This is a genomic window from Serratia sp. CY82433 (assembly GCF_052166535.1).
In the GTDB taxonomy this organism is placed as follows: domain Bacteria; phylum Pseudomonadota; class Gammaproteobacteria; order Enterobacterales; family Enterobacteriaceae; genus Serratia; species Serratia sarumanii.
The window spans coordinates 234,656-256,632 of the sequence record NZ_JBJNOR010000001.1 but is presented as its reverse complement, the minus strand read 5'-3'; the positions used below and the strand labels follow the sequence as shown (position 1 = coordinate 256,632).

General features: G+C 61.7%; 20 protein-coding genes. 11 read left to right on the top strand and 9 right to left on the bottom strand.

The features are described 5' to 3' along the window. Positions 1 to 159 precede the first annotated feature (159 nt). The 3 genes from allC to allE are packed head-to-tail and all read left to right on the top strand — an operon-like array spanning position 160 to position 3,506. Entirely contained in the window at positions 160 to 1,407 is a 1,248-nt protein-coding gene (allC, locus tag ACJ8PI_RS01265; RefSeq protein ID WP_161725977.1) for an allantoate deiminase, read from the top strand. Beyond that, positions 1,404 to 2,663, top strand: a complete 1,260-nt coding sequence (locus ACJ8PI_RS01260; RefSeq protein WP_033647239.1) for an MFS transporter — start codon at positions 1,404 to 1,406, stop codon at positions 2,661 to 2,663. Before allC ends, ACJ8PI_RS01260 begins: the two co-directional genes overlap by 4 nt. Positions 2,664 to 2,720: 57 nt before the next feature. Next, on the top strand, positions 2,721 to 3,506 hold the full coding sequence (allE, locus tag ACJ8PI_RS01255; RefSeq protein WP_033637377.1) for a (S)-ureidoglycine aminohydrolase: 786 nt from the start codon (positions 2,721 to 2,723) through the stop codon (positions 3,504 to 3,506). A gap of 53 nt (positions 3,507 to 3,559) precedes the next feature. On the opposite strand, the gene ACJ8PI_RS01250 is transcribed toward allE, so the two are convergent. The 7 genes from ACJ8PI_RS01250 to ACJ8PI_RS01220 form a co-directional block, all read right to left on the bottom strand. After that, on the bottom strand, positions 3,560 to 4,702 hold the full coding sequence (locus tag ACJ8PI_RS01250; RefSeq protein ID WP_164134434.1) for a glycerate kinase: 1,143 nt from the start codon (positions 4,700 to 4,702) through the stop codon (positions 3,560 to 3,562). A gap of 128 nt (positions 4,703 to 4,830) precedes the next feature. Continuing rightward, positions 4,831 to 6,084, bottom strand: a complete 1,254-nt coding sequence (locus ACJ8PI_RS01245) for an MFS transporter (RefSeq protein WP_223307168.1) — start codon at positions 6,082 to 6,084, stop codon at positions 4,831 to 4,833. A gap of 254 nt (positions 6,085 to 6,338) precedes the next feature. Then, positions 6,339 to 7,220 (bottom strand): 2-hydroxy-3-oxopropionate reductase, encoded by an 882-nt coding sequence (gene glxR, locus ACJ8PI_RS01240; protein ID WP_033647242.1) that lies wholly within the window; start codon positions 7,218 to 7,220, stop codon positions 6,339 to 6,341. Positions 7,221 to 7,230: 10 nt separating this feature from the next. Continuing rightward, entirely contained in the window at positions 7,231 to 8,010 is a 780-nt protein-coding gene (gene hyi / locus ACJ8PI_RS01235) for a hydroxypyruvate isomerase (RefSeq protein ID WP_033647243.1), read from the bottom strand. 11 nt (positions 8,011 to 8,021) lie between these two features. After that, positions 8,022 to 9,803 carry a glyoxylate carboligase gene (gene gcl, locus ACJ8PI_RS01230; protein ID WP_033637372.1) on the bottom strand — a complete coding sequence of 594 codons (1,782 nt, stop codon included), beginning with the start codon at positions 9,801 to 9,803 and terminating at the stop codon, positions 8,022 to 8,024. Between the two features lie 119 nt (positions 9,804 to 9,922). Further along, a complete protein-coding gene (gene allR, locus ACJ8PI_RS01225) occupies positions 9,923 to 10,738 on the bottom strand; it encodes an HTH-type transcriptional repressor AllR (RefSeq protein ID WP_015376892.1) in 816 nt (271 codons plus the stop codon). Between the two features lie 70 nt (positions 10,739 to 10,808). Next, positions 10,809 to 11,294: an ureidoglycolate lyase gene (locus tag ACJ8PI_RS01220; RefSeq protein WP_033653231.1), complete on the bottom strand. Its 486-nt coding sequence runs from the start codon at positions 11,292 to 11,294 to the stop codon at positions 10,809 to 10,811. Positions 11,295 to 11,647: 353 nt separating this feature from the next. Between ACJ8PI_RS01220 and allS the strand changes: the two genes are divergently transcribed. The 3 genes from allS to ACJ8PI_RS01205 all read left to right on the top strand — a co-directional run bounded on the left by allS (position 11,648) and on the right by ACJ8PI_RS01205 (position 14,004). After that, positions 11,648 to 12,562, top strand: coding sequence for an HTH-type transcriptional activator AllS (gene allS / locus ACJ8PI_RS01215; RefSeq protein WP_033653232.1), 915 nt, complete (start codon positions 11,648 to 11,650; stop codon positions 12,560 to 12,562). Positions 12,563 to 12,634: 72 nt separating this feature from the next. Beyond that, positions 12,635 to 13,540: an SPFH domain-containing protein gene (locus ACJ8PI_RS01210; protein ID WP_004940203.1), complete on the top strand. Its 906-nt coding sequence runs from the start codon at positions 12,635 to 12,637 to the stop codon at positions 13,538 to 13,540. 2 nt (positions 13,541 to 13,542) lie between these two features. Continuing rightward, the gene (locus tag ACJ8PI_RS01205) at positions 13,543 to 14,004 is read left to right on the top strand and encodes an NfeD family protein (RefSeq protein ID WP_033637369.1); all 462 of its coding nucleotides are present in this window, start codon (positions 13,543 to 13,545) and stop codon (positions 14,002 to 14,004) included. Here the strand turns inward: ACJ8PI_RS01205 and cueR are convergent. Further along, the gene (cueR, locus tag ACJ8PI_RS01200) at positions 14,001 to 14,402 is read right to left on the bottom strand and encodes a Cu(I)-responsive transcriptional regulator (RefSeq protein WP_033637368.1); all 402 of its coding nucleotides are present in this window, start codon (positions 14,400 to 14,402) and stop codon (positions 14,001 to 14,003) included. The two genes, ACJ8PI_RS01205 and cueR, sit on opposite strands and share 4 nt — an antisense overlap. 108 nt (positions 14,403 to 14,510) lie before the next feature. Between cueR and copA the strand changes: the two genes are divergently transcribed. The 3 genes from copA to ybaK all read left to right on the top strand — a co-directional run bounded on the left by copA (position 14,511) and on the right by ybaK (position 18,870). Next, positions 14,511 to 17,222: a copper-exporting P-type ATPase CopA gene (gene copA, locus ACJ8PI_RS01195; protein ID WP_164134435.1), complete on the top strand. Its 2,712-nt coding sequence runs from the start codon at positions 14,511 to 14,513 to the stop codon at positions 17,220 to 17,222. 133 nt (positions 17,223 to 17,355) lie between these two features. Continuing rightward, a complete protein-coding gene (locus ACJ8PI_RS01190; RefSeq protein ID WP_164134436.1) occupies positions 17,356 to 18,162 on the top strand; it encodes a TraB/GumN family protein in 807 nt (268 codons plus the stop codon). Between the two features lie 228 nt (positions 18,163 to 18,390). After that, entirely contained in the window at positions 18,391 to 18,870 is a 480-nt protein-coding gene (gene ybaK / locus ACJ8PI_RS01185) for a Cys-tRNA(Pro)/Cys-tRNA(Cys) deacylase YbaK (protein ID WP_004940240.1), read from the top strand. A 10-nt stretch (positions 18,871 to 18,880) separates the two neighbouring features. Here ybaK and dacB read toward each other — a convergent pair whose 3' ends face one another. After that, positions 18,881 to 20,347, bottom strand: coding sequence for a D-alanyl-D-alanine carboxypeptidase/D-alanyl-D-alanine endopeptidase (dacB, locus tag ACJ8PI_RS01180; RefSeq protein WP_039566973.1), 1,467 nt, complete (start codon positions 20,345 to 20,347; stop codon positions 18,881 to 18,883). 354 nt (positions 20,348 to 20,701) lie between these two features. On the opposite strand from dacB, the gene ACJ8PI_RS01175 reads away from it, so the two are divergent. Both ACJ8PI_RS01175 and ACJ8PI_RS01170 read left to right on the top strand, forming a co-directional pair. Beyond that, on the top strand, positions 20,702 to 20,986 hold the full coding sequence (locus ACJ8PI_RS01175; RefSeq protein WP_071883774.1) for a 2Fe-2S iron-sulfur cluster-binding protein: 285 nt from the start codon (positions 20,702 to 20,704) through the stop codon (positions 20,984 to 20,986). Positions 20,987 to 20,999: 13 nt separating this feature from the next. Beyond that, entirely contained in the window at positions 21,000 to 21,935 is a 936-nt protein-coding gene (locus tag ACJ8PI_RS01170) for a diiron oxygenase (protein ID WP_033647255.1), read from the top strand. The last annotated feature ends 42 nt before the right edge of the window (positions 21,936 to 21,977 follow it).

Below are 21,977 nucleotides of genomic sequence, written 5' to 3'. Positions count from 1 at the left end.
TCGTGGGCTTTTTACGCCGCGGCTCGCGGTTGATATTTCAGAGCCGGGGAGAAAAAAGAAAACCTTCATCAGCGCGCTCAGCGCAATAGGTCGGCCGGCGGCGAATAGCCTCCGCCCTGGCCGCATCGCCGCTGAGACACAACATGCGGGCAGGTAAACATGAAAGACTTCCAACAAGAAATCCGTGATATTTCCGGCTGGTTATCGAAAATCGGCGCCGACCCCAGCGGCGGCATGACGCGTCTGCTTTATACCCCGGAATGGATCGAAGCGCAGCACGCGCTGAAAACCACCTTCGAGGCCGCCGGGCTGAGCACCCATTTTGATGCGGTCGGCAACCTGTTCGGCCGACTGGAGGGCAGCAAATACCCCGACCAGGTGATTCTCTCCGGTTCGCACATCGACACGGTGGTCAACGGCGGCAACCTCGACGGCCAGTTCGGTATCGAAGCCGCCTTCATGGCGATCAAACACCTCAAGGACACCTACGGCCCGCCGCTGCGCAGCCTGGAAGTCATCGCGCTGGCGGAAGAAGAAGGCAGCCGCTTCCCTTATGTGTTCTGGGGCAGCAAGAACATCGTCGGCCTGGCCCGGCGGGAAGACGTGCAGCACATTACGGACGCCAAGGGGGTCGGCTTCGTCAATGCCATGCGCGACGCCGGTTTCGATTTCCCCCCGCCGCATCAGCCGCTGCGCAGCGACATCGCGGCCTTCGTCGAGATCCATATCGAACAGGGCAAGGTGCTGGAAACCGAAGGCAAAACCATCGGCGTGGTGACCAGCATCGTTGGCCAACGGCGTTATGACGTGCGGCTGCAGGGCGAAGCCAACCACGCCGGCACCACCCCGATGAGCTACCGCCGGGATACCGTGCACGCCTTCAGCCGCATCTGCTGCGAATCGATCGCCAAGGCGCGCGCCGAGGGCGATCCGCTGGTGCTGACCTTCGGCAAGGTGGAGCCGAAGCCGAACACCGTCAACGTGGTGCCGGGCTTCACCCACTTCACCCTCGACTGCCGCCACACCGATCAGGCCGCGCTGCTGCGCTTCACGCAGGAGATCGAGCAGGATATCCTGCGCATCTGCGCCGAGATGGGCATCGAGGCCGAGATCGATCTGTGGATGGACGAAGCGCCGATCCCGATGAACGAACAGCTGGTGGCCTGCGTCAGCCGCCTGTGCGAAACGCAGCGGCTGAATTACCGCATGATGCACAGCGGCGCCGGACACGACTCGCAAATCTTCGCCCCGCGCGTGCCGACGGTGATGATGTTCGTGCCGAGCATCGCCGGCATCAGCCATAACCCGGCGGAAAAAACCGCCGTCGCCGATTTGAACGAAGGGGTGAAAATCCTGGCGCAGACGCTGTATCAGCTGGCCTACACCGAACAGGGGGCCGAGGCATGAGTAACGACATCGACCCGCGCTACTGGAAAAAGATCGTCGTCGTGCTCTGTCTGGGCTGGGCGGTGATCTGGATCTATCGCACCGTCCTGACGCCGATCTTCCCCGAGATCCAACAAACCATCGGCGCGCACTCCAATGCGGAAATGGGGCTGATCGCCAGCTTCTACTTCTTCGCCTACACCGGGATGCAGATCCCGGCGGGCATCCTGGTGGACAAATTCGGCAAGAAGGTGGTGCTGATCCCGGGCTTCTGCCTGTTCATCATCGCCACGCTGCTGATCGGCAACGCCACCAGCCTGACCATGGTCTATGCCGGCAGCCTGCTGGCGGGCATGGGCTGCGGCTCTTACTACGGCTCGGCCTACTCCCTGTCGTCGGAGAATATCCCGCTGGAACGCCGTGGCCTGGCGACCGCGGTGATCAACAGCGGCTCGGCGCTCGGCATGGCCATCGGCCTGATCGCCTCCAGCCTGCTGGTGAAAAGCTTCAACATGAACTGGCAGATCATGCTGTTCATCATCACCGGCCTGCTGGTGGTGATGACGCTGGTGTTCGCCGTGGTCATCAAAGGCTCGCAGCCTCACGCCCCGGCGGCCGTCAGCCAGACCGTTGCGCCGACGGCTGCCGAGCCCGAAGAGGACGGCCAGCCCAGCGGCCTGTTCAGCCTGCGCATGATCTCCGCCTACGCGATGTACTTCGCCACCTGCTACGGCTACTACATGATAGTCACCTGGCTGCCCTCGTTCCTGCAGCAAGAGCGCGGCTTTGAAGGGGTGGCCATCGGCTTCTCCTCCGCCCTGGTGGCGTTCGCCTCGGTGCCGGGCGCGCTGTTCTTCAGCCGCATGTCCGACCGTTTCCGCAACAAGAAGGTGCAGCTGATCATTTTCCTCGAGCTGTGCGCGGCGGTGATGCTGGTTTGCACCGTCATTTCGCCGGACTCCACCATGCTGCTGATCAGCCTGATCCTGTACGGGTTGCTGGGCAAGCTGGCGGTCGATCCGATCATGATCTCCTTCGTCGCCGACAACGCGCCGAAGAAAGGCTATGGCACCAGCTTCGGCGTGTTCAACTTCTTCGGCATGTCCTCGTCGGTGATCGCCCCCTTCCTCACCGGCGTGATCTCCGACAGCACCGGCTCCAAGGTGATGGGCTTTTACATCTCCGCCGCCATCCTGCTGGTGGGGACCGCCATTTTCTTCACCGTCAACGTCTTGATGAAACGCACTACGCCAACCCGAACGGCCACCGAGGCCTGACGGCGCTTTTTTACCGGGCGCCGCCGCGGCGCCCTTTCAACGATCAGGAGAATCAACGTGGGTTACTTCAACAATCAAACCGGATATCCAACCGACATTCTGTCAACGCGCGCCATCATCAAACGCGGCAACTATGCGCTGATCCCGCCGAACGGCCTGGTGCGCAACGTCATTCCCGGTTTTGAAAACTGCGACGTCACCATCTTGTCGACGCCGAAACTGGGCGCCACCTTCGTCGATTATCTGGTAACGCTGCACGACTGCGGCCGCAACACCAAAGGCTTTGGCGGCGAAGAGATCGAAACCTTCGTGTACGTCATCGACGGCGCCATCACCGCTTCCGCCGACGCCACCGACTACCCGCTGACCGCCGGCGGCTATCTTTACTGCCCGGCGGGCGTCACCCTGCGGCTGGAAAACGCCAACGGCGGCCAATCCAGCCGCCTGTTCCTCTACAAGCGCCGCTACCAGCGCATCAAGGGTTACGAGGCGCACGTGGTCAGCAACAACGTCGCCAACCTGGAAAAGATCCACTACGAAGGCATGAGCGAGGTGATCCTGCAGGATCTGCTGCCGAAAGATCTGGGCTTCGACATGAATATGCACATCCTCTCCTTCGCCCCCGGCGCCAGCCACGGCTACATCGAGACCCACGTGCAGGAGCATGGCGCCTACATTCTCAGCGGCGCCGGTGTGTACAACCTGGACAATGAATGGATGCCGGTGAAGCAAGGCGACTATATCTTCATGGGCGCCTATGTGCAGCAGGCGGGCTATGCGGTGGGCCAGGAAACCTTCAGCTACATCTACTCCAAGGACTGCAACCGCGACGTCGAGCCGTAAGCGCTTCGCCGCCAAAACCAAGGCCACCTGCTCGCGCAGCGTGGCCTTCTTTTTTATCCCAATCGCCGGCCGATGCGCATCGCGCGGGCGACGTTGGCGGCGCTGCGCTGCAGGTTGAGCTCCCCTTGCGACAGCGCGGCCTCCAGCGCACTCAGGCGCGGCAGAATGCTGAACATCGCGTCTATTCCCTGCGCGTGCAGCGCCTCCGCCCCTTCCTCCACCACGCCGGCCAGCGCGATGACCGGCAAACCGCGCGCCCGCGCCAGACGGGCGACGCCGGACAGCGCCTTGCCGCCCAGCGTTTGGCTGTCGATGCGCCCTTCGCCGGTGATCAGCAGATCGGCCTCCGCCAGCGCCTGCTCCAGGCCCAGCGCCGCCATCACGATCTCGATACCCGGCTTCAGCGTTGCGCCGAGAAACACCTGGCAGGCGATCCCCATGCCGCCCGCCGCCCCGCCGCCGGCGACGTGCCGCACGTCGTGACCGGTGCTCTGGCGGATCACCTCAGCATACTGCGTCAGGCCCTGTTCCAACTGCGCCACCATCGCCGCCGTCGCACCCTTCTGCGGCCCGAACACCGCCGCCGCGCCGCGCGGCCCCACCAGCGGATTGTCTACGTCGCAGGCGACCTCGATCCGGCACTGCCGCAGGCGTGCGTCCAGCGCGGAGAGATCGATGCCGCTCAGCGTCGCCAGGTCGCCGCCGCCCCACGGCAGCGCCTTGCCGTCCGGGCGGTAGAAGCGCCCGCCCAGCGCCTGCACCATGCCGACGCCGCCATCCACCGTGGCGCTGCCGCCGATGCCGAGGATCAGGTGGCGAATGCCCTGATCCAACGCATGCCGGATCAGTTCACCGGTGCCGTAGCTGGTCGCCAGCAGCGGGTTACGGCGCGCCGCCGGCGTCAGCATCAATCCGCTGGCCGCCGCCATTTCGATCACCGCCGTCTTGCCGTCGCCGCTGATGCCGTAAAACGCCGCCACCCGTTCCCCCAGCGGCCCCGTCGCCGATACCGTCACCTTGCGCCCGCCGGTGGCGGCCACCAGCGCGTCCACCGTGCCTTCGCCGCCGTCGGCGATCGGCAGGCAGACGCACTCGGCATCGGGATAAACCTCGTGGAAACCGCGCGCGATCGCCCACGCCGCCCGTTCTGCGCTGACGCTTTCTTTAAATGAATCCGGTGCAATAACAATTTTCATGCTGCCTCCTTTATTCGAGACGAAATAAAAATGGCCATGCCTTCCCCCGCTGAAATAATCAGATGAGAAATGCATGGCGAAATAAAATAAAACTGTTGCCGACTATTTAATGAAGATGAAGGGAAGCGTTATTTATTGACCCATTTCGCCGGCACGCTGTAGGTTAATATCGCCCCCAGTATCATCATTGTCGACAAGACGCACATCGCCGCCAAATTGCTGTGGGTCAGCTGTTTGAAATAGCCGATGATATAAGGCGAAATAAAACCGCCGATGTTGGCAATGGAATTGATGAGCGCAATGCCCGCCGCGGCGCAGGTGCCGGTAAAGATGGCGTTCGGCAGGCTCCAGAACAGCGGCGACGGCACCAGGCTCGACGCCACCGCCACGCACAGCGCCGCCATCACCACATGCTTGTTGTCCGGGAACAGGCCGATGAAGATCAGCGACACCGCGGCGATGCAGAACGGCACGATGATGTGCCAGCGCCGCTCGCGATGCTTGTCCGAACTGCGCGCGGCCACCAGCATCGCCACCACCGCCAGCATGTACGGCAGCATGGTCAGCAGGCCGATATCCATCACCGAGGTCACACCGGTGTCGCGAATGATGGTCGGCACCCAAAACGCCAGCCCGCCCTGGCCCATCACGGTGCAGAAGCAAATCAGCCACATTTTGGTGAACGCGGACGATCTCAGCATGCTTTTCATCGTCCACTCCTGCCCGCCGGCGGCGCCCTGGCGCGGCGCGCTCTGCGCCATATCCTCTTTGATCAGCGCCTTCTCCTGCGGGCTTAGCCACTTGGCGCTCTGATAGGTGTTATCCAGGAAACAGAAGATGACGATGGCGATCAGCAGCGCGCGCGGGCCGCTGATGAAAAACAGCCACTGCCAGCCGGAGAGATTCATCAGGCCGTTCATGTGCTCGATGATCCACCCGCACAGCGGGCCGCCGATGATGTTGCTGACCGGGATACCGCACACGAACAGCGCGGTCATTTTGGCGCGCTGGCTGGACGGGAACCACAGCGTCAGATAGAGGATCACGCCGGGGTAGAAGCCGGCCTCCGCCAGCCCCAGCAGGAAACGCGCCAGGTAGAATTGCCAGGGGTTGGTGATAAAGATGCTCAGCATCGAAATCGCCCCCCACACCACCATCAGCAGCGCGATGATCTTTCTGGCGCCGTAGCGGCTCAGCAGAATATTACTGGGTACCCCGGCGATGATATAGCCGATGAAAAACACCCCGGCGCCCAGCCCGTAAACGGCTTCGGCCATCGAGACATTGCCGTTCAGAATATCGGGCATCATTTGAAATTTCGAAAACGAAATGCCAACCCGATCGAGATAACCGACGATATAGCTCACTAATAAAATGGGCATAATGCGCCAGGCGATTTTTCGATATAAACGGTTTTTGTCAGGGGCGGTAAGAATATCTTTATCAATAACAGCATTATCGGTTGCCATATTCAGTGTCTCCTCGGTTGGCATCCTGCTTTTTACTTTTTATTGTGCTGAATCATTTTTTATTGGATTGGCGGGGACCCTCTTTATTTATCATAAAGAGGGCGTTATTAATGTCGAACATCTCTGATTCTAACGATAAGCCGGCAAATCAAATGCCGGGGGTGCTCTTAGCCGGCCACCCGGTGGTTGCCCATGATTTCCAGCGCACGCACCAGCGCGGAGTGATCCAGCTCGCCGTCGCCATTGGCGGCGCAGACGTTGAACAGCTCCTGGCAGGTGGCGGTATTCGGCAGGCTGAGCGCCAGCGCCTTCGCGCCCTGCAGCGCCAGGTTGAGATCCTTCTGGTGCAGCGAGATGCGGAACCCCGGCGCGAACGCCCGCTTGATCATCCGCTCACCGTGCACCTCCAGAATGCGCGACGAGGCGAAACCGCCCATCAGGGCTTCGCGCACCCGGGCCGGATCGGCGCCGGCGCGCGAGGCGAAGACCAGCGCCTCGGAGACCGCTTCGATGGTCAACGCCACGATGATCTGGTTGGCGACCTTGCAGGTTTGCCCGTCGCCGTTGCCGCCGATCAGCGTGATGTTCTTGCCCATCAGCGCCAGCAGTGGCTGCACCCGTTCGAAGGTCGCTTCCTCGCCGCCCACCATGATGGTCAGCGTGCCCTGTTTGGCACCCACTTCGCCGCCGGAAACCGGCGCGTCCAGATACTGGGCGCCCAGCTGGTTGATACGCTGCGCGAATCGCTTGGTCTCCAGCGGTGAAATGGAGCTCATGTCCACCACCACTTTGCCGTTCAGCTTGCCGGCGGCGCAGCCGCGTTCACCGAACAGCACCTCTTCCACCTGCGGCGTATCCGGCACCATGATAAAGATCACGTCCGCCTCATCCGCCACCTGCTGCGGATCGCGGCAGGCGATGGCCCCTTGCTGCAACAGTGCCGCTGGCACCTCATGCCGGGTGTGGGCGTAAAGCGTGTGCCCACCCGCCAGCAGTTTTTCCGCCATCGGCGCGCCCATGATGCCCAGACCGATAAATCCCACTTTCATTTTCATCTCCTCAAGACAGGTATTTTTTAATCCATGACAGGCCGCTTTCCGTGGTGGTGAGCGGTTTGTATTCACAGCCGATCCAGCCGCGATAACCCATGCGATCCAGCTGCGCGAAGATAAACTCGCAGTTGATTTCACCGGTGCCCGGCTCGTGCCGCCCCGGATTGTCGGCGACCTGAATGTGGTCGATCTTCGCCAGCAGGCGCTCAAGGGTCTGCGTCAGCTCTCCCTCCATGCGCTGCATGTGGTAAAGGTCGTACTGCAGATACAGGTTGGGGCTGCCGATCGCCTCGATCAGTTCGATCGCCTGCCGGGAGGTTTGCAGGTAGAACTGCGGCATGTCGTAACGGTTGATCGGTTCGATCAGCAGACGGATATTCTGCCGCGCCAGAGCGTCGGCGGCGTAGCTCAGGTTCTCCTTCACCCGTTCGTCGGTGGCGTGGCGGCCGACGGCGGGATCCGGATTGCCGATCAGGCAGTTGATGCGATCGCAGCCCAGCGCCTGCGCATACTCGATCGCGCGCCCGACGCCGTCGCGGAACTCCGCTTCGCGCCCCGGCAAGCAGGCGATGCCCCGTTCGCCCGCCGCCCAGTCGCCGGCCGGCAGGTTGAACAGCACCTGGCTCAGGCGATGCGCCTCCAGTTCGCTGCGCAGCGCGGCGATCGGGTAGTCATAGGGGAACATGTATTCCACCGCGCTGAAGCCCTGCTCCTTCGCCCGGCGGAAGCGCTGCATGAAATCGACTTCGGTGAACAGCATGGACAGGTTAGCTGAAAATTTCGGCATGGTAAGGTTCCTCAACGGTAATCAAAGAAGTTGACCGAGGTCGGCGCGTCTTCCGGCGTTGCCGCCACCGGTTCGAACTCGTTGACGTTATCCAGCTCGGTGCCCATGGAAATATTGGTGACGCGCTCCAGGATGATTTCCACCACCACCGGCACCCGGTGCTGCTGCATCAGCTCCTGGGCCTGACGAAACGCCGGCGCAATCTCTTCCGGTTTGAACACCCGCAGCGCCTTGCAGCCCAGCCCTTCCGCCACCTTGACGTGATCGACGCCGTACTCGCCAATCTCCGCATTGTTAATGTTTTCAAACGACAGCTGCACGCAGTAATCCATGTCGAACCCACGCTGCGCCTGGCGGATCAGCCCCAGATAGGCGTTGTTCACCAGCACGTGGATATAGGGCAGTTTGAACTGTGCGCCGACCGCCAGCTCTTCAATCATAAATTGGAAATCATAGTCGCCCGACAGCGCGACCACCTTGCGCTGCGGATCGGCGGCGCACACGCCCAGCGCCGCAGGCAACGTCCAGCCCAGCGGGCCGGCTTGGCCGGCGTTGATCCAGTGACGCGGCTCGAAAACGTGCAGCATTTGCGCGGCGGCGATCTGCGACAGCCCGATGGTGGTGACGTAGCAGGCGTCGCGGCCGAAGGCACGGTTCATCTCTTCATACACCCGCTGCGGCTTGACCGGCACGTTGTCGAAGTGGGTCTTGCGCAGCAGCGTTTGCTTGCGCTGCAGACAGGCGGCGCACCAGGCGTCGCGATTCGGCAACTCGCCGCGCTCGAAGCGGCGCTTTGCCGTGTCCACCAGCATTTGCAGCGCGATGCGCGCGTCGGAAACGATGCCCAGATCCGGGCAGATCACCCGGCCAATCTGCGTCGGCTCGATATCGATGTGCACCACCTTGCGCCCGGCGGTGTACTTGTCCACCGAGCCGGTGTGGCGGTTGGCCCAGCGGTTGCCGATGCCGAACACCAGATCTGAATCCAGCAGGTTGGCGTTGCCGTAGCGATGCGAGGTTTGCAGGCCCGCCATGCCCGCCATCAGCGGGTGATCGTCCGGAATGGCGCCCCAGCCCATCAGCGTCGGGATCACCGGCACGTTGCAGATCTCCGCCAGCTGCTGCAGCAGATCCGCCGCGTCGGCGTTGTGAATACCGCCGCCGGCGATGATCAGCGGTTTTTTCGCCGCGCACAGCAGATCCAGCGCTTTGTCGATCTGCGCCTGGGTGGCCGCCGGCTTATAGGCGGGCAGTGAAGAGTAGGTGTCCGGATCGAACTCGATCTCCGCCATCTGCACGTCGAAAGGCAGGTCGATCAGCACCGGGCCCGGCCGGCCGGAGCGCATCAGGTGGAACGCCTGCTGCAGCACGCGCGGTACCAGCGCCGGTTCCTGCACGGTGACCGCCATCTTGGTCACCGGCTTGGCGATCGATTCGATGTCTACCGCCTGAAAATCTTCTTTGTGCAAACGCGCACGCGGCGCCTGGCCGGTGATGCACAGGATCGGGATCGAGTCGGCGGAGGCGGAGTAAAGGCCGGTGATCATGTCGGTGCCCGCCGGGCCGGAGGTGCCGATGCACACGCCGATGTTGCCGGCGGCGGCGCGGGTGTAGCCTTCCGCCATGTGCGAGGCTCCTTCCACGTGCCGCGCCAGGTAGTGTTTGATGCCGCCGTGCCGCCGCATCGCATCGTAGAACGGGTTGATCGCCGCGCCGGGCACGCCGAACGCGGTGGTGATCCCTTCTTTTTCCAGCACGTGCATTGCCGCGTCTACCGCTCGCATAATTGCCATGTGATGCTCTCCTCAATTTATTGGAAAATTTTTCCAACTTAAAATTACGCTCAAAAAAACCCGTTTGCTCATCAAACGGGGAGTCTTGCTCCGCACCGGTTCAGCCCGGCGCGCGACGTTTACGCCTTGCTGCGCGATTCGCCCAGCGCGGCGCTGATGTCTCTGGCCACTTCACCCACCAGTTCGCCCAGCTCCTTGAACCGCTCCTTGCCGACCCGCGAACTGGGCCCGGAGATGGAGATGGCGGCGATCACGTTGTTGTTGCGATCGAAAATCGCCGAAGCCAGGCAGTTCAGGCCGAGCGCGTGCTCTTCATCGTCGATGGTGTAGCCCTGTTCCAGCGACTGATGCAGATCCTTGCGCAGCAGGTTCACGCTGGTCAGCGTCTTCGGCGTATAGGATTGCAGCCCCGAACGCACGATCAGATCCAGCATCTCCTCTTCCGCCAGCGGGTACAGCAGCGCCTTGCCGGCGCCCGAAGCGTGCAGCGGCAAGCGGCTGCCCAGCGGCGCGCACATGCGCACCATCGCCTGGCACTCGCATTGGCGAATCAGCACCGCGTCGAAATTGTTGCGGATCGCCAAGTTGGCGGTCTCGCCGGACAGCAGCATCAGCCGGCGCATGAACGGTCCGGCCACCGATACCACGTCGCGATCGTTCATGTAAGCGGAACCGACGGTGAACGACTGAATGCCGATATGCCACCAGCCCAGCTGTGGATCCTGAAAGACGAATTCCGATTTCTCCAGCACTTTCAACAACCTGAAGGTGGTGGAAAGCGGCAACTCCAGCTTTTCGGACAGCACGGAAACCGACGAACTCCCCCCGGCGTTGGCCAGGTACTGGAGGATCTCCAGCCCGCGATCCAACGCCTGCGCTCCTTTGGTGGCGCCGGCTTCGGTGGCGGGGCGTCCTTTCCTGCGTAATTCGGTCATTCAAGCTTCCTTTGTCAGTGACGGCATGGGTGACGCTATGATAAACGCCCAGCGCGGCGTGCGGCCAGCGCTATGCCAAAACTATGCGATACGGCTCCGGCAAGCGGCTGACCACGCAGTTGTCGGCGCCCGCGCGGTCGATGGTGAAAAAGTCGGTGACCTTCGCATAGGCGAACAGCGGGTGGTGCCAGACATTGCGATGATAGTTGATCCCCTGTTTGCCGTTGGTGATAAAGGCGCGCAGGGTGCCGACGGGGATGGTTTCGCCTGGTTCGGCGACGATCACCACGAAGCGTTCGCCGTTCATCGGCACAAAGGCCTGCGACGAGAGCGGATGCTTTTCCAACAGGGAAAAGGTCATCGGCAGATCGCAGGGTTCCGCCCGGTTGATGCTGGCCAGCACCCGGTTGCCGTCGGACACCTCTATCCTGGCGAGATCGTGATAACGCTCAGTTTTCCCGTCATTGATATGAAAGAAACGCGAGCCCTCTATCTGCAATACATCGCCATAAGGCGCAAAGGCCGCCGGCGTTAATTCTTCGATGACTAAATCCATGTGATTCTCCCAAGCGCATGACCCAGACGACGATTGAACGGCGATATTTCACCCAACGCCTTCACTCTAGACAGCGCGTGGTGAATTTGACAGCATTTTTTTGGAAAATTTTTCCACAACAAGATCGCCAGCACACTTTATGATCGAAGAGTAATATTAGTTGCCTTAAATCAATGAATTAAAAAACCGCCTGATTCATCATCGGGCAAAATGGGGCGGCGCATATTCATCGCTATCGGGTGATTCTGTGACCGGGATCGTGGGGTTGCGCTTTGCCGCTGCCTATCGCGCCGCAACATCAGTAGATTCTTCTCACCGATAACCGAAAAGGCGGTGTCAGCCAAGGACCCCTCATGCTGGATCACGAAACCATTCGTTCGTTTATCAAGGTTGCCGAGTGCCAAAGTTTCTCCCGCGCGGCGGAGCTGCTGCACAAAACCACCGCCACCATCAGCTACCGCATCAAAACGCTGGAAGAGAGCATCGGCACGCAGCTGTTTATCCGCACCACCCGCACCGTCAACCTGACGCCGGCCGGAGAGTATTTGCTGGAACGCTGCCGCCAGTGGCACACCTGGCTGGACGCCATGCCGGGCGAGCTGCGGCAAATCAACGACGGCGTAGAGCATCAGGTGAATATCGTGATCAACAACCTGCTGTACGACGCCGCCGCCGTAGCCGGGCTGTTAACTCACCTGCACGACAAATACCCGTTCACCCAATTCCACATTTCCCGCCAGGTGTACATGGGCGTGTGGGACGCGTTGCTGAATGAGGATTGCCATCTGGCGATCGGCGCGGCGGGCAACGAATCGCTGGAAAACAGCATCAAGGTGCTGCCGCTGGGCAAAATAGAGTGGGTGTTCGCCATCGCGCCGACGCACCCGCTGGCCGCCGCCGCCGATCCGCTGAACGAAACGCAGCTGCGCCCTTACGCCGCGATCAACGTCGAAGATACCGCACGCCATTTGGCCAAGCGCACCGCCTGGCTGCTGTCGGGCCAGCAGGAAATCAAGGTGCCGGATCTGCGCACCAAGCTGGAGTGCCATCTGCGCGGTCTCGGGATCGGTTTCCTTCCGCGCCGGCTGTGCCAAACTTATCTGGAGAGCGGCGAGTTGGTGGCCAAACAGCTCAAATACCCGCGCCAGTCTTCTCCCCTGTCGCTGGCCTGGTCCGATGCTCGCGGCGGCGAAGCGGTGCGCACCCTTATCAACCTGTTCCAGACGCGGGATCCGCTGATCGCGGGTTTGATCGGCGCTCTGGATTAAGTCTCGGTATCGGTAGGCATTTTTCCGGCGCTGACGTAATATCTGTTTACATATGTCTGACAGGAGGTTTGCATGCTTACTTTTATCCCCATCGTGATCGTCGTCGCGCTGATTGTGGTGTTCGCCGGCGTCAAAATTGTGCCGCAGGGGTTCCAATGGACGGTAGAACGCTTCGGCCGCTACACCAAAACGCTGATGCCGGGCCTGAACCTGGTGGTGCCGTTCATGGACCGCATCGGCCGTAAAATCAACATGATGGAACAGGTGCTGGACATTCCCTCACAGGAGGTGATTTCCCGCGATAACGCCAACGTCGCCATCGACGCGGTGTGCTTTATCCAAGTGGTCGATCCGGCCCGTGCCGCCTACGAGGTCAGCAACCTCGAACAGGCGATCGTCAACCTGACCATGACCAACTTCCGCACCGTGCTCGGCTCAATGGAGCTGGACGAAATGCTGTCGCAGCGCGACAGCATCAACAGCCGCCTGCTGCACATCGTCGATGAAGCGACCAATCCGTGGGGGGTGAAAATCACCCGTATCGAGATCCGCGACGTGCGGCCGCCGGCGGAACTGATCGCCTCGATGAACGCCCAGATGAAGGCCGAACGGACCAAGCGCGCCGACATCCTGGAGGCGGAAGGGGTGCGTCAGGCAGCCATTCTGCGCGCCGAGGGGGAGAAACAGTCGCAGATCCTGAAGGCCGAGGGCGAACGCCAGTCGGCATTCCTGCAGGCGGAAGCGCGTGAACGCGCCGCCGAGGCCGAGGCGCGCGCCACCCAGCTGGTGTCGGACGCCATCGCCAGCGGCAACATTCAGGCGGTGAACTACTTCGTGGCGCAGAAATACACCGACGCGCTGCAGAAGATCGGTTCCTCCAACAACAGCAAAGTGGTGATGATGCCGCTGGACGCCAGCAGCCTGCTCGGCTCGATCGGCGGCATTACCGAACTGCTGAAAGAAAGCAAAGGCAAATAATCATGCTCGAACTGATCGCGGCGAATCCGCTGTGGTTTTGGCTTTCCCTCGGGGGCGTGTTGCTGGCGGCGGAAATGCTCGGCGCCGGCGGCTACCTGCTGTGGAGCGGCGTGGCGGCGCTGTTGGTCGGCGTGCTGATCTGGCTGCTGCCGCCGCTTTCCTGGGCGTGGCAGGGCATGATCTTCGCCGTCCTGACCGTCGTCGTCGCCTATCTGTGGTGGTACTGGCTGCGCCGGCGCCCGGCGGCCGCATCCGGCGGTTCGCCGGTGCTCAACCAGCGCAACCGCCAGTTGATCGGCACCCGCGCCACGCTGACGGAGCCGATGCACAACGGTATGGGGCGCATCAATATCGGCGACAGCAGCTGGCGCGCGCAGGCGGCGGAAGATCTGCCCGCCGGCACCGAAGTGGAAGTGGTGGCGGTGGAAGGGGTCACGCTGGTGATCCGCGCCATCGGCCGCTAATTTGAACGACAGCATCCTGCCAGGTTGTTGATGATGGGGCACTCCGCCCCCTCGTCGCCCGGACATTGATCGGCCAGCGTCACCAGGCGCTGGCGCATTTCGCCCAGTTCGCTGATGTGCCTGTCGATCTCCGCCACCTTCTGCAGCGTGCGCGCCTTCACGTCGGCGCTGTGGCGGGCCGGATCGTTGAACAACGCCACCAGCTCGCGGCACTCGTCCAGGTTGAAGCCCACCTGCCGCGCCTGGCGCAGCAGCGTCAGCTCTTCAACGTGCCTGGCGGAATAATGGCGGTAACCGTTATCGCTGCGGATTGGGGCGGTAATCAGCGCTTTCTCTTCGTAAAAACGAATCGTTTTGCTGGTTAACCCGGTTTTTTTCGCGACGTCGCTAATATTCATTTTCCCTCCTTGACCTTACCCTTGCTGGAAGGTTTAAGCTCCATTCTTAGTGAAAACAGGTCCGGCGGTCAACCTTTAAACACCGCCTTTTAAGCAAGGAGTTCAATCATGTCACACACCACTATGCTGGCATTGCAGGGGCTGTCCTGCATGAACTGCGCGCAGCGGGTGAAAAAAGCCCTGGAAAGCCGCAGCGATGTCGAACAGGCGGACGTTAACGTGCATTACGCCAAAGTGACCGGCGACGCACCGGACAGCGCGCTGATCGACAGCGTGATCGCCGCCGGTTATCAGGCCGAAGTCGCGCCGCGCGCCGATACCGAACTGCAGCTGAGCGGCCTGAGCTGCATGCACTGCGTCGGCACTACCCGCAAAGCGCTGGAAGCGGTGCCGGGCGTGTTCGCCGCCGACGTCACTATCAACAGCGCGAAAGTGTACGGCGATGCCGATCCGCAGGCGCTGATCGCCGCGGTGGAAGATGCCGGTTATCACGCCGGCGTAGCGGGCGCCGCCGCCCCAAAAACTGAGCCGTTGACTGACGCAACACCTTCGTTGCCGGACGTTCAGCCAGCGGCGCAATCTCCCCTTCCGGCAACCGACGGCGCGGACGACAGCGTACAGCTGCTGCTCAGCGGCATGACCTGCGCCAGCTGCGTCAATAAAGTGCAGCAGGCGCTGCAAAGCGTTCCCGGCGTAGAACACGCGCGCGTCAACCTGGCGGAGCGCAGCGCGCTGGTGACCGGCGCCGCCGATGCGCAGGCGCTGGTGGCGGCGGTGGAAAAAGCCGGCTACGGCGCCGAAATGATTCAGGACGAGACCGAACGCCGCGAGCGCCAACAGCAGACCGCACGCGCCAACATGAAGCGCTTTAGCTGGCAGGCGGCGCTGGGTCTGGCGTTGGGTATCCCGCTGATGGCCTGGGGGCTGTTCGGCGGCAGCATGACGCTGACGCCGGAAACCCAGCGCCCCTGGCTGCTGGTCGGCGTCATCACCCTGGCGGTGATGGTGTTCGCCGGCGGGCACTTCTACCGCAACGCCTGGCGCGCGCTGATGAACGGCAGCGCCACCATGGATACCCTGGTGGCGCTCGGCACCGGCGCCGCCTGGCTCTATTCGATCGCCGTCAACATCTGGCCCGATTTCTTCCCGATGGAGGCGCGCCACCTCTATTACGAGGCCAGCGCGATGATCATCGGTTTGATCAACCTCGGCCATGCGCTGGAGCAGCGTGCTCGCCAGCGTTCTTCGCAGGCGCTGGAGCGGCTGCTGGATCTGACGCCGCCTACCGCACGGCTGGTGACCGACGACGGCGAGCGCGATATCCCGCTGGCGGAGGTGCAGCTCGGCATGACGCTGCGGCTGACCACCGGCGATCGCGTGCCGGTCGACGGTGAAATCGTGCAGGGCGAAGTCTGGCTCGATGAAGCGATGCTGACCGGCGAAGCGGTGCCGCAGCAGAAAGGCCCCGGCGATACGGTGCATGCCGGGACGGTGGTCGACGACGGCAGCGTGCTGTTCCGCGCCGCCGCCATCGGCAGCCAAACTACGCTGGCGCGCATCATCAAACTGGTGCGCCAGGCGCAGAGCAGTAAACCGGCGATCGGCCAACTGGCCGACCGCGTCTCGGCGGTGTTCGTGCCGACGGTGGTGGCGATCGCCCTGTTCAGCGCGGCGATATGGTACTTCTTCGGCCCGCAGCCGCAGCTGGTCTACACGCTGGTGATCGCCACCACGGTGCTGATCATCGCCTGCCCGTGCGCATTGGGATTGGCGACGCCGATGTCGATCATCTCCGGCGTGGGCCGCGCGGCGGAGTTTGGCGTGCTGGTACGCGACGCCGACGCCCTGCAGCAGGCCAGCCAGTTGGACACCCTGGTGTTCGACAAAACCGGCACCCTGACCGAAGGGAAGCCGCAGGTGGTGGAGATCCTGACCTTCAATCAGGTCAGCGAACGGCAGGCGATCGGCTGGGCCGCCGCGCTGGAGCAAGGCTCCAATCACCCGCTGGCGCGCGCCATCATGGAACGCGCCGCCGGGCAAACGCTGCCGCAGGTGGCGCAGTTCCGCACCCTGCGCGGCGCCGGCGTCAGCGGGGAGATCGACGGCGTGCAGTTGCTGCTGGGCAACGCCGCGCTGCTGGAGCAGCATCAGGTCGCGATCGCCGAACTGGAAGCGCCGATGCGCGACCAGGCCGAACGCGGCGTGACGCCGGTGCTGCTGGCCGTTGACGGTAAACCGGCCGCGCTGTTCGCCATTCGCGATCCGCTGCGCGAGGACAGCGTCGCGGCGCTGCAGCGCCTGCACCAGCAGGGGTATCAGCTGGTGATGCTGACCGGCGACAATCCGGTGACCGCCAACGCCATCGCCAAAGAGGCCGGTATCGATCGGGTGATTGCCGGGGTGCTGCCGGACGGCAAAGCAGCGGCGATCAAACAGCTGCAGGCGCAGGGCCAACGCGTGGCGATGGTCGGCGACGGCATCAACGACGCCCCGGCGCTGGCGCAGGCCGACGTGGGCATCGCTATGGGCGGCGGCAGCGACATCGCCATCGAGACCGCCGCCATCACCCTGATGCGCCACAGCCTGCACGGCGTGGCGGATGCGGTGGAACTGTCGAAGGCCACGCTGCGCAACATGAAGCAGAACCTGTTCGGCGCCTTTATCTACAATACGCTGGGCATCCCGATCGCCGCCGGCGTGCTCTACCCGCTGACCGGCGCGCTGCTCAGCCCGGTGGTGGCGGGCGCGGCGATGGCGCTGTCGTCGATTACCGTGGTCAGCAACGCCAACCGGCTGCTGCGTTTTAAACCCAGGAAGTGATCTCAGGGGCGCCGTCATGGCGCCCCGCCGTTTTCCGGGCTTTCCTGCGCGGCGGATAGCGTTTAGCATGAATGACGATTTTTCCTCGCCTTTCATGCTGAAACGCGCACCCGTTATTCAGGAGCCACGCCGTATGGGTCAACTGTTACGCCGCCTCGCCGCCTTTCTCGGCCTGATCTCGCCCAAACGATACGCTTATCCGGCGCTGGACATCACTCTGCCGGGCGATCGTCGGCTGCATCTGGTGGGCAGCATCCATATGGGCACCGTCGATATGTCGCCGCTGCCGGCGCGGCTGGCCGCCCGGCTGCTGCAGGCCGACGCGCTGATCGTCGAGGCCGATATCACCGGCGCCGCCTCCCCTTTTGACCACGCAGAACAGCAGCCGGCGCTGGAACAGCGCCTGTCCGCCGAAGAATATCAACGGCTGCTGGCACTTTGCCACGAGCTGGGCGCCGATCCGCACGCCTTCGCCACCCTGCCCGGCTGGCAGGTGGCGCTGATGATGCAGGCGCGCCAGGCTCAGCGTCTGGGGCTACGGGCGGAGTACGGCGTGGACTATCAGCTGCTGCAAGCCGCCCGCGCGCAGGACAAACCGGTGATCGAGCTGGAAGGGGCGCAGCAGCAGTTGGCGATGCTGGAACAGCTGCCGGAAGGCGGCATCGCGCTGCTGCGCGATACGCTGGAGCACTGGCACACCAACGCGCGGCTGCTGCAAACCATGGTGAGCTGGTGGCTGGACGCCAAACCGCGCGGCACGCTGGACACCCTGCCCGCCACCTTCAGCGCCGGGCTGTACGATGTGCTGATGCATCAGCGCAATCGCGACTGGCGGCATCAGTTGGAGGCGCTGCCGGCGGGTGACTATGTGGTGGCGGTTGGCGCATTGCACCTGTACGGCGAGGATAACCTGCCGGCGATGCTGCAGCCACAGGGCTAAAAAAGAGGCCAATATCGCTATTGGCCAGTCAAAGAGGAATTTCTTGTATTGTAGTTATACGCATAGCAACCGTGTTAACGGTTACAACAAACAGGGTAGCAACCCGGTGAATATCTTGGCAACCCGCTTTATGTAACAGCCGCTCAGGTTGCCGGGCGGGTTGGATTTTTGTATTTTTAAGGCTGGTTATCACCCCTTCCCCGTTAGGGACATTTTGGACAATACATTATGACGCCCGCAGTCGTTCTGCTCGAGAAACAAAAGGTCGCCTTCACCCTTCATCCGTATCACCACGACAGCGACGAAACCAACTTCGGCGACGAAGCGGTGAGAAAGCTGGGGCTGGATGCCGATCGGGTTTACAAAACGCTGCTGGTGGCGCTGAACGGCGACGCCAAACATCTGGCGGTGGCGGTCACGCCGGTCGCCACCCAGTTGGATCTGAAAAAGGTCGCCCGCGCGCTCGGCGCCAAAAAGGCCGAGATGGCCGATCCGCAGCTGGCCCAGCGCGTCACCGGGTATCTGGTGGGCGGCATCAGCCCGCTGGGGCAGAAAAAACGGCTGCCGACGGTGATCGACAGCCCGGCGCAAGCGTTCGCCACCATCTACGTTTCCGGCGGCAAACGCGGGCTGGACATCGAACTGGCCGCCGCCGATCTGTGCCGCCTGCTGGCCGGCAGCTTCGCCGACATCGCCAAGCGCGACTGACGCCGCCTTCTCAGCGGCACACCACCGTGGCGTCACAGGCCGCCAGCGTCTCGACCAGGCGATCCTCCAGCGCTTTCACCTCTGCGCCGGGCACCAGGTAGTTGTTGCTGATGATGGCGAACGCCAGCGGCCGCCCGGTCGCCGAGTCGACATAGCCGCTGAGCGACGATACCCCGGTCATGGAACCGCTCTTGGCGTGGGCGCGGCCGGCAGCCGCGCTTTTCACCATGCGGCTCCGCAGCGTGCCGCCCACCAGCAGCCCCGGCTGGCCCGCGATGGGCAAGGCGTTATACCAGTCGGCGAACCACGGCTGTTTTCTGGCCGCCAGCAGCAGCGTCGTCAGCTGCTGCGGCGTGATCTGGTTCATGCGCGACAGCCCGGAACCGTCCACCTGGCGGTACGCGCCGGCCTCGATGCCCTGGCTTTGCACAAACCGGCCGATCGCCTGCAGGCCGGCGGCCCAGTCCCCCTTGCCCTGCGTCTTGCGGCCCATCGCTTTGGTCAATACCTCGCCGTAACCATTGTTGGACACTTTCAGGAAGGTGACGGCCAATCGGGAGAGCGGCGGCGAGGTTTTTTCCGCCAGCAGCCGGGCGCCCGCAGGGGTCACGCCTTCTTCAGCGTTGCCGCGCAGCGTGATGCCGTGCGCGCGCAGGGCATTTTGCAATAAGGCGCCAACCACACGGGCGGGCTGATCGACGGTAATCAAGCGTGAGCTGGCCTCCGCCTGCGCGGCGACGGTGCCGCTGACCACGATTCGGTTGCTGCCCGGCTGGCGATCGAACGTCAGTGCGGTGTCACCGCCGGTGGTGGTGCGGTTGACCAGCGTCACCGCGTCATTGGCGGGATAGAAACTCACCCGCCCTGGCGCACCGGCGCGGGCGCCCGGCTGCACGTCCACCTGCACCACGTTGATATCGCCGCCGGGGGTAAAGGCGTAGTTCAGCGCCGAGATCGGCGCGGCGAAGGCAAAGGGTTCGTCGTCCCAGCTCCAGCCGGCGCCGAATGGCGTTTGATCGAACGCGCTGGCATCCAGGATCAGCCGCCCATGGATATGGCGAATGCCACGCTGCGCCAGCGTGGCGGCGAAGCTGTCGAGATCGTCCGGGTGCAGCGTCGGATCGCCGCTGCCCTGCAGATAGAGATCCCCCCGCAAGGTGTCGCCGCGCTGCTCGCCGGTGGTCAGCAGCCGGGTTTCAAACCGGTAATCCGCCCCCAGCACACCGAACGCCGCCAGAGACGTGAACATCTTCATGTTGGAGGCCGGCGCCAAACGCTGCTCCGCGTGCGCCTGATACAGCACGGTGCCGCTCTCGGCGTCGCGCACCATCACGCCGCTCGACGCCCCAATCAGCGCCTTGTCCTGGCCGAGGGCCGTCAGCGCCTGGCTAAGCGTTTGCTCATGACGTTGGCCGGATGACGAACACCCCGCCAGCGCCAGGATGGCGGGCAGCAGCCAGCCTGCGGTTTTCAACATGTCATCTTCCTGCTTGCGTTATCAAAACCAAATTGCCGCTCAGGCTATCATTAGAAGGCGGCGACGTCCTGTTTTCCATTCGCTGAACAAAGATTTTTGCCTGTTGATATTATAAAACAAACAATAATAAGAATTGCTAAACAATCCAGGCAATAAAGTTTGAATATGAACTATATTATGTGAAACAACCTTTAATATAATGTTAATGTTTTTAATGTGTCGTGTTGACAATATACAAAGCCAAAGCTATCGTTACTCCCCATTAAAACCCACAACCTATTATTAATAACAATTTACTTATATGAATTTTAAAATGTGATCTCACTCACTGACTTCCATAGGGAATAACACGCCATGTCTGCAAAAACAGGGCCCGATGGTCATCATGTTATTTTTGATGGCGCGGGCATCGGTGACTTTTGTCCTGAAACGTCGCTGCTTGAAAACTTTGAAAGATTAAATATCGACATCCCCAACCTATGCCGAAAGGGGAGGTGCGGCTGTTGCAAATTACTTCTAATCAGCGGAAATATACGCCATGAAAAACAGAGTGCCTTATGCGAAGAGGAGTTAGAAGAGAATATTATTCTAGCCTGCTGTGCCTATTCACAATCGGATATTGAAATAGAACTCTATTAATAAGGATTAACCGATGAGCCTCATTGAAACCACGTTGAAAAAATGGGATCGCGCCGCGATTGTCCGCTCCCGTCCTCGTCGCCTTCTCAACGAACAGGACAGCCAATCAACCCTTTTCTTCCCCTTGGAACGTCTGCCGCTGTGCCTCCATCCGCGCGTTGCCGCGCTCGGTGAACAAGCATTGCGCTATATTCAGGTGCAAACCCTCTACCACTACCTGAATGGCATCGCCAACATCGAGTTGGATATCATCAATGATTCCAGTTACAAGCTCTACAAAAACGCGGTCGGCGTAGACTTTCCGCTTGAAATGCGCTTAGACGCGCTGACCGTGGTCGTGGATGAGTCCTATCACGCCCTGGTGGCGCTGGATCTGATCAATCAGGTAGAGCAGATGACGTCCATTGCGCCGCTGCCGATGCCAAAAGACACCGAGGCTTCCTATGCCCTGGCGCAATCGTTGGCAATGGGGGACGAACGGCTGCGCGAACTGCTGCGACTGGTGTGCGTGTCTCTGTCGGAGCAGGCGCTGACGACCGATCTTATCGATGTGATCAACAACGAAGATATTTTCCCGACCTTCTATCTGGTGATGAAAGATCACGTTGCGGATGAAGGCCGCCATGCCCGCTTCTCACAGCAGGTGCTAAGCCATATCTGGCGCCACAGCGACGCGGCGACCAAGCAAGCGTTGCAACAACCGATTTTGGCTTTCCTGGAAGGCTACGCAACCGACGCTATCGCCAAAGATTTCAGCGCCTGCATGTTGCGCCAACTCGGTCTGGCCGAAGCGGAAATTATCGACATCATCGCAGATACTTATCCAGCAACGCATGTTAAACCGTGGGAAACCAATAATATCGTCACGGAACAAATGCTGGTGGCACTGAATAAATCAGGCATTCTGGCCGATTTGCCTATCGCCGATGCGCTGCATGCAAAAATCTAATTAACCGGCATAAAAAGTCAGCACCCTTTGATATTCCGCAAG

Excerpts from the sequence above, each read along its gene's own strand:
- allC (WP_161725977.1), top strand. The coding sequence starts at position 160 with ATGAAAGACTTCCAACAAGAAATCCGTGATATTTCCGGCTGGTTATCG.
- ACJ8PI_RS01260 (WP_033647239.1), top strand. The coding sequence starts at position 1,404 with ATGAGTAACGACATCGACCCGCGCTACTGGAAAAAGATCGTCGTCGTG.
- ACJ8PI_RS01250 (WP_164134434.1), bottom strand. The coding sequence starts at position 4,702 with ATGAAAATTGTTATTGCACCGGATTCATTTAAAGAAAGCGTCAGCGCA.
- ACJ8PI_RS01245 (WP_223307168.1), bottom strand. The coding sequence starts at position 6,084 with ATGCCCATTTTATTAGTGAGCTATATCGTCGGTTATCTCGATCGGGTT.
- glxR (WP_033647242.1), bottom strand. The coding sequence starts at position 7,220 with ATGAAAGTGGGATTTATCGGTCTGGGCATCATGGGCGCGCCGATGGCG.
- hyi (WP_033647243.1), bottom strand. The coding sequence starts at position 8,010 with ATGCCGAAATTTTCAGCTAACCTGTCCATGCTGTTCACCGAAGTCGAT.
- gcl (WP_033637372.1), bottom strand. The coding sequence starts at position 9,803 with ATGGCAATTATGCGAGCGGTAGACGCGGCAATGCACGTGCTGGAAAAA.
- allR (WP_015376892.1), bottom strand. The coding sequence starts at position 10,738 with ATGACCGAATTACGCAGGAAAGGACGCCCCGCCACCGAAGCCGGCGCC.
- ACJ8PI_RS01220 (WP_033653231.1), bottom strand. The coding sequence starts at position 11,294 with ATGGATTTAGTCATCGAAGAATTAACGCCGGCGGCCTTTGCGCCTTAT.
- allS (WP_033653232.1), top strand. The coding sequence starts at position 11,648 with ATGCTGGATCACGAAACCATTCGTTCGTTTATCAAGGTTGCCGAGTGC.
- ACJ8PI_RS01210 (WP_004940203.1), top strand. The coding sequence starts at position 12,635 with ATGCTTACTTTTATCCCCATCGTGATCGTCGTCGCGCTGATTGTGGTG.
- ACJ8PI_RS01205 (WP_033637369.1), top strand. The coding sequence starts at position 13,543 with ATGCTCGAACTGATCGCGGCGAATCCGCTGTGGTTTTGGCTTTCCCTC.
- cueR (WP_033637368.1), bottom strand. The coding sequence starts at position 14,402 with ATGAATATTAGCGACGTCGCGAAAAAAACCGGGTTAACCAGCAAAACG.
- copA (WP_164134435.1), top strand. The coding sequence starts at position 14,511 with ATGTCACACACCACTATGCTGGCATTGCAGGGGCTGTCCTGCATGAAC.
- ACJ8PI_RS01190 (WP_164134436.1), top strand. The coding sequence starts at position 17,356 with ATGGGTCAACTGTTACGCCGCCTCGCCGCCTTTCTCGGCCTGATCTCG.
- ybaK (WP_004940240.1), top strand. The coding sequence starts at position 18,391 with ATGACGCCCGCAGTCGTTCTGCTCGAGAAACAAAAGGTCGCCTTCACC.
- dacB (WP_039566973.1), bottom strand. The coding sequence starts at position 20,347 with ATGTTGAAAACCGCAGGCTGGCTGCTGCCCGCCATCCTGGCGCTGGCG.
- ACJ8PI_RS01175 (WP_071883774.1), top strand. The coding sequence starts at position 20,702 with ATGTCTGCAAAAACAGGGCCCGATGGTCATCATGTTATTTTTGATGGC.
- ACJ8PI_RS01170 (WP_033647255.1), top strand. The coding sequence starts at position 21,000 with ATGAGCCTCATTGAAACCACGTTGAAAAAATGGGATCGCGCCGCGATT.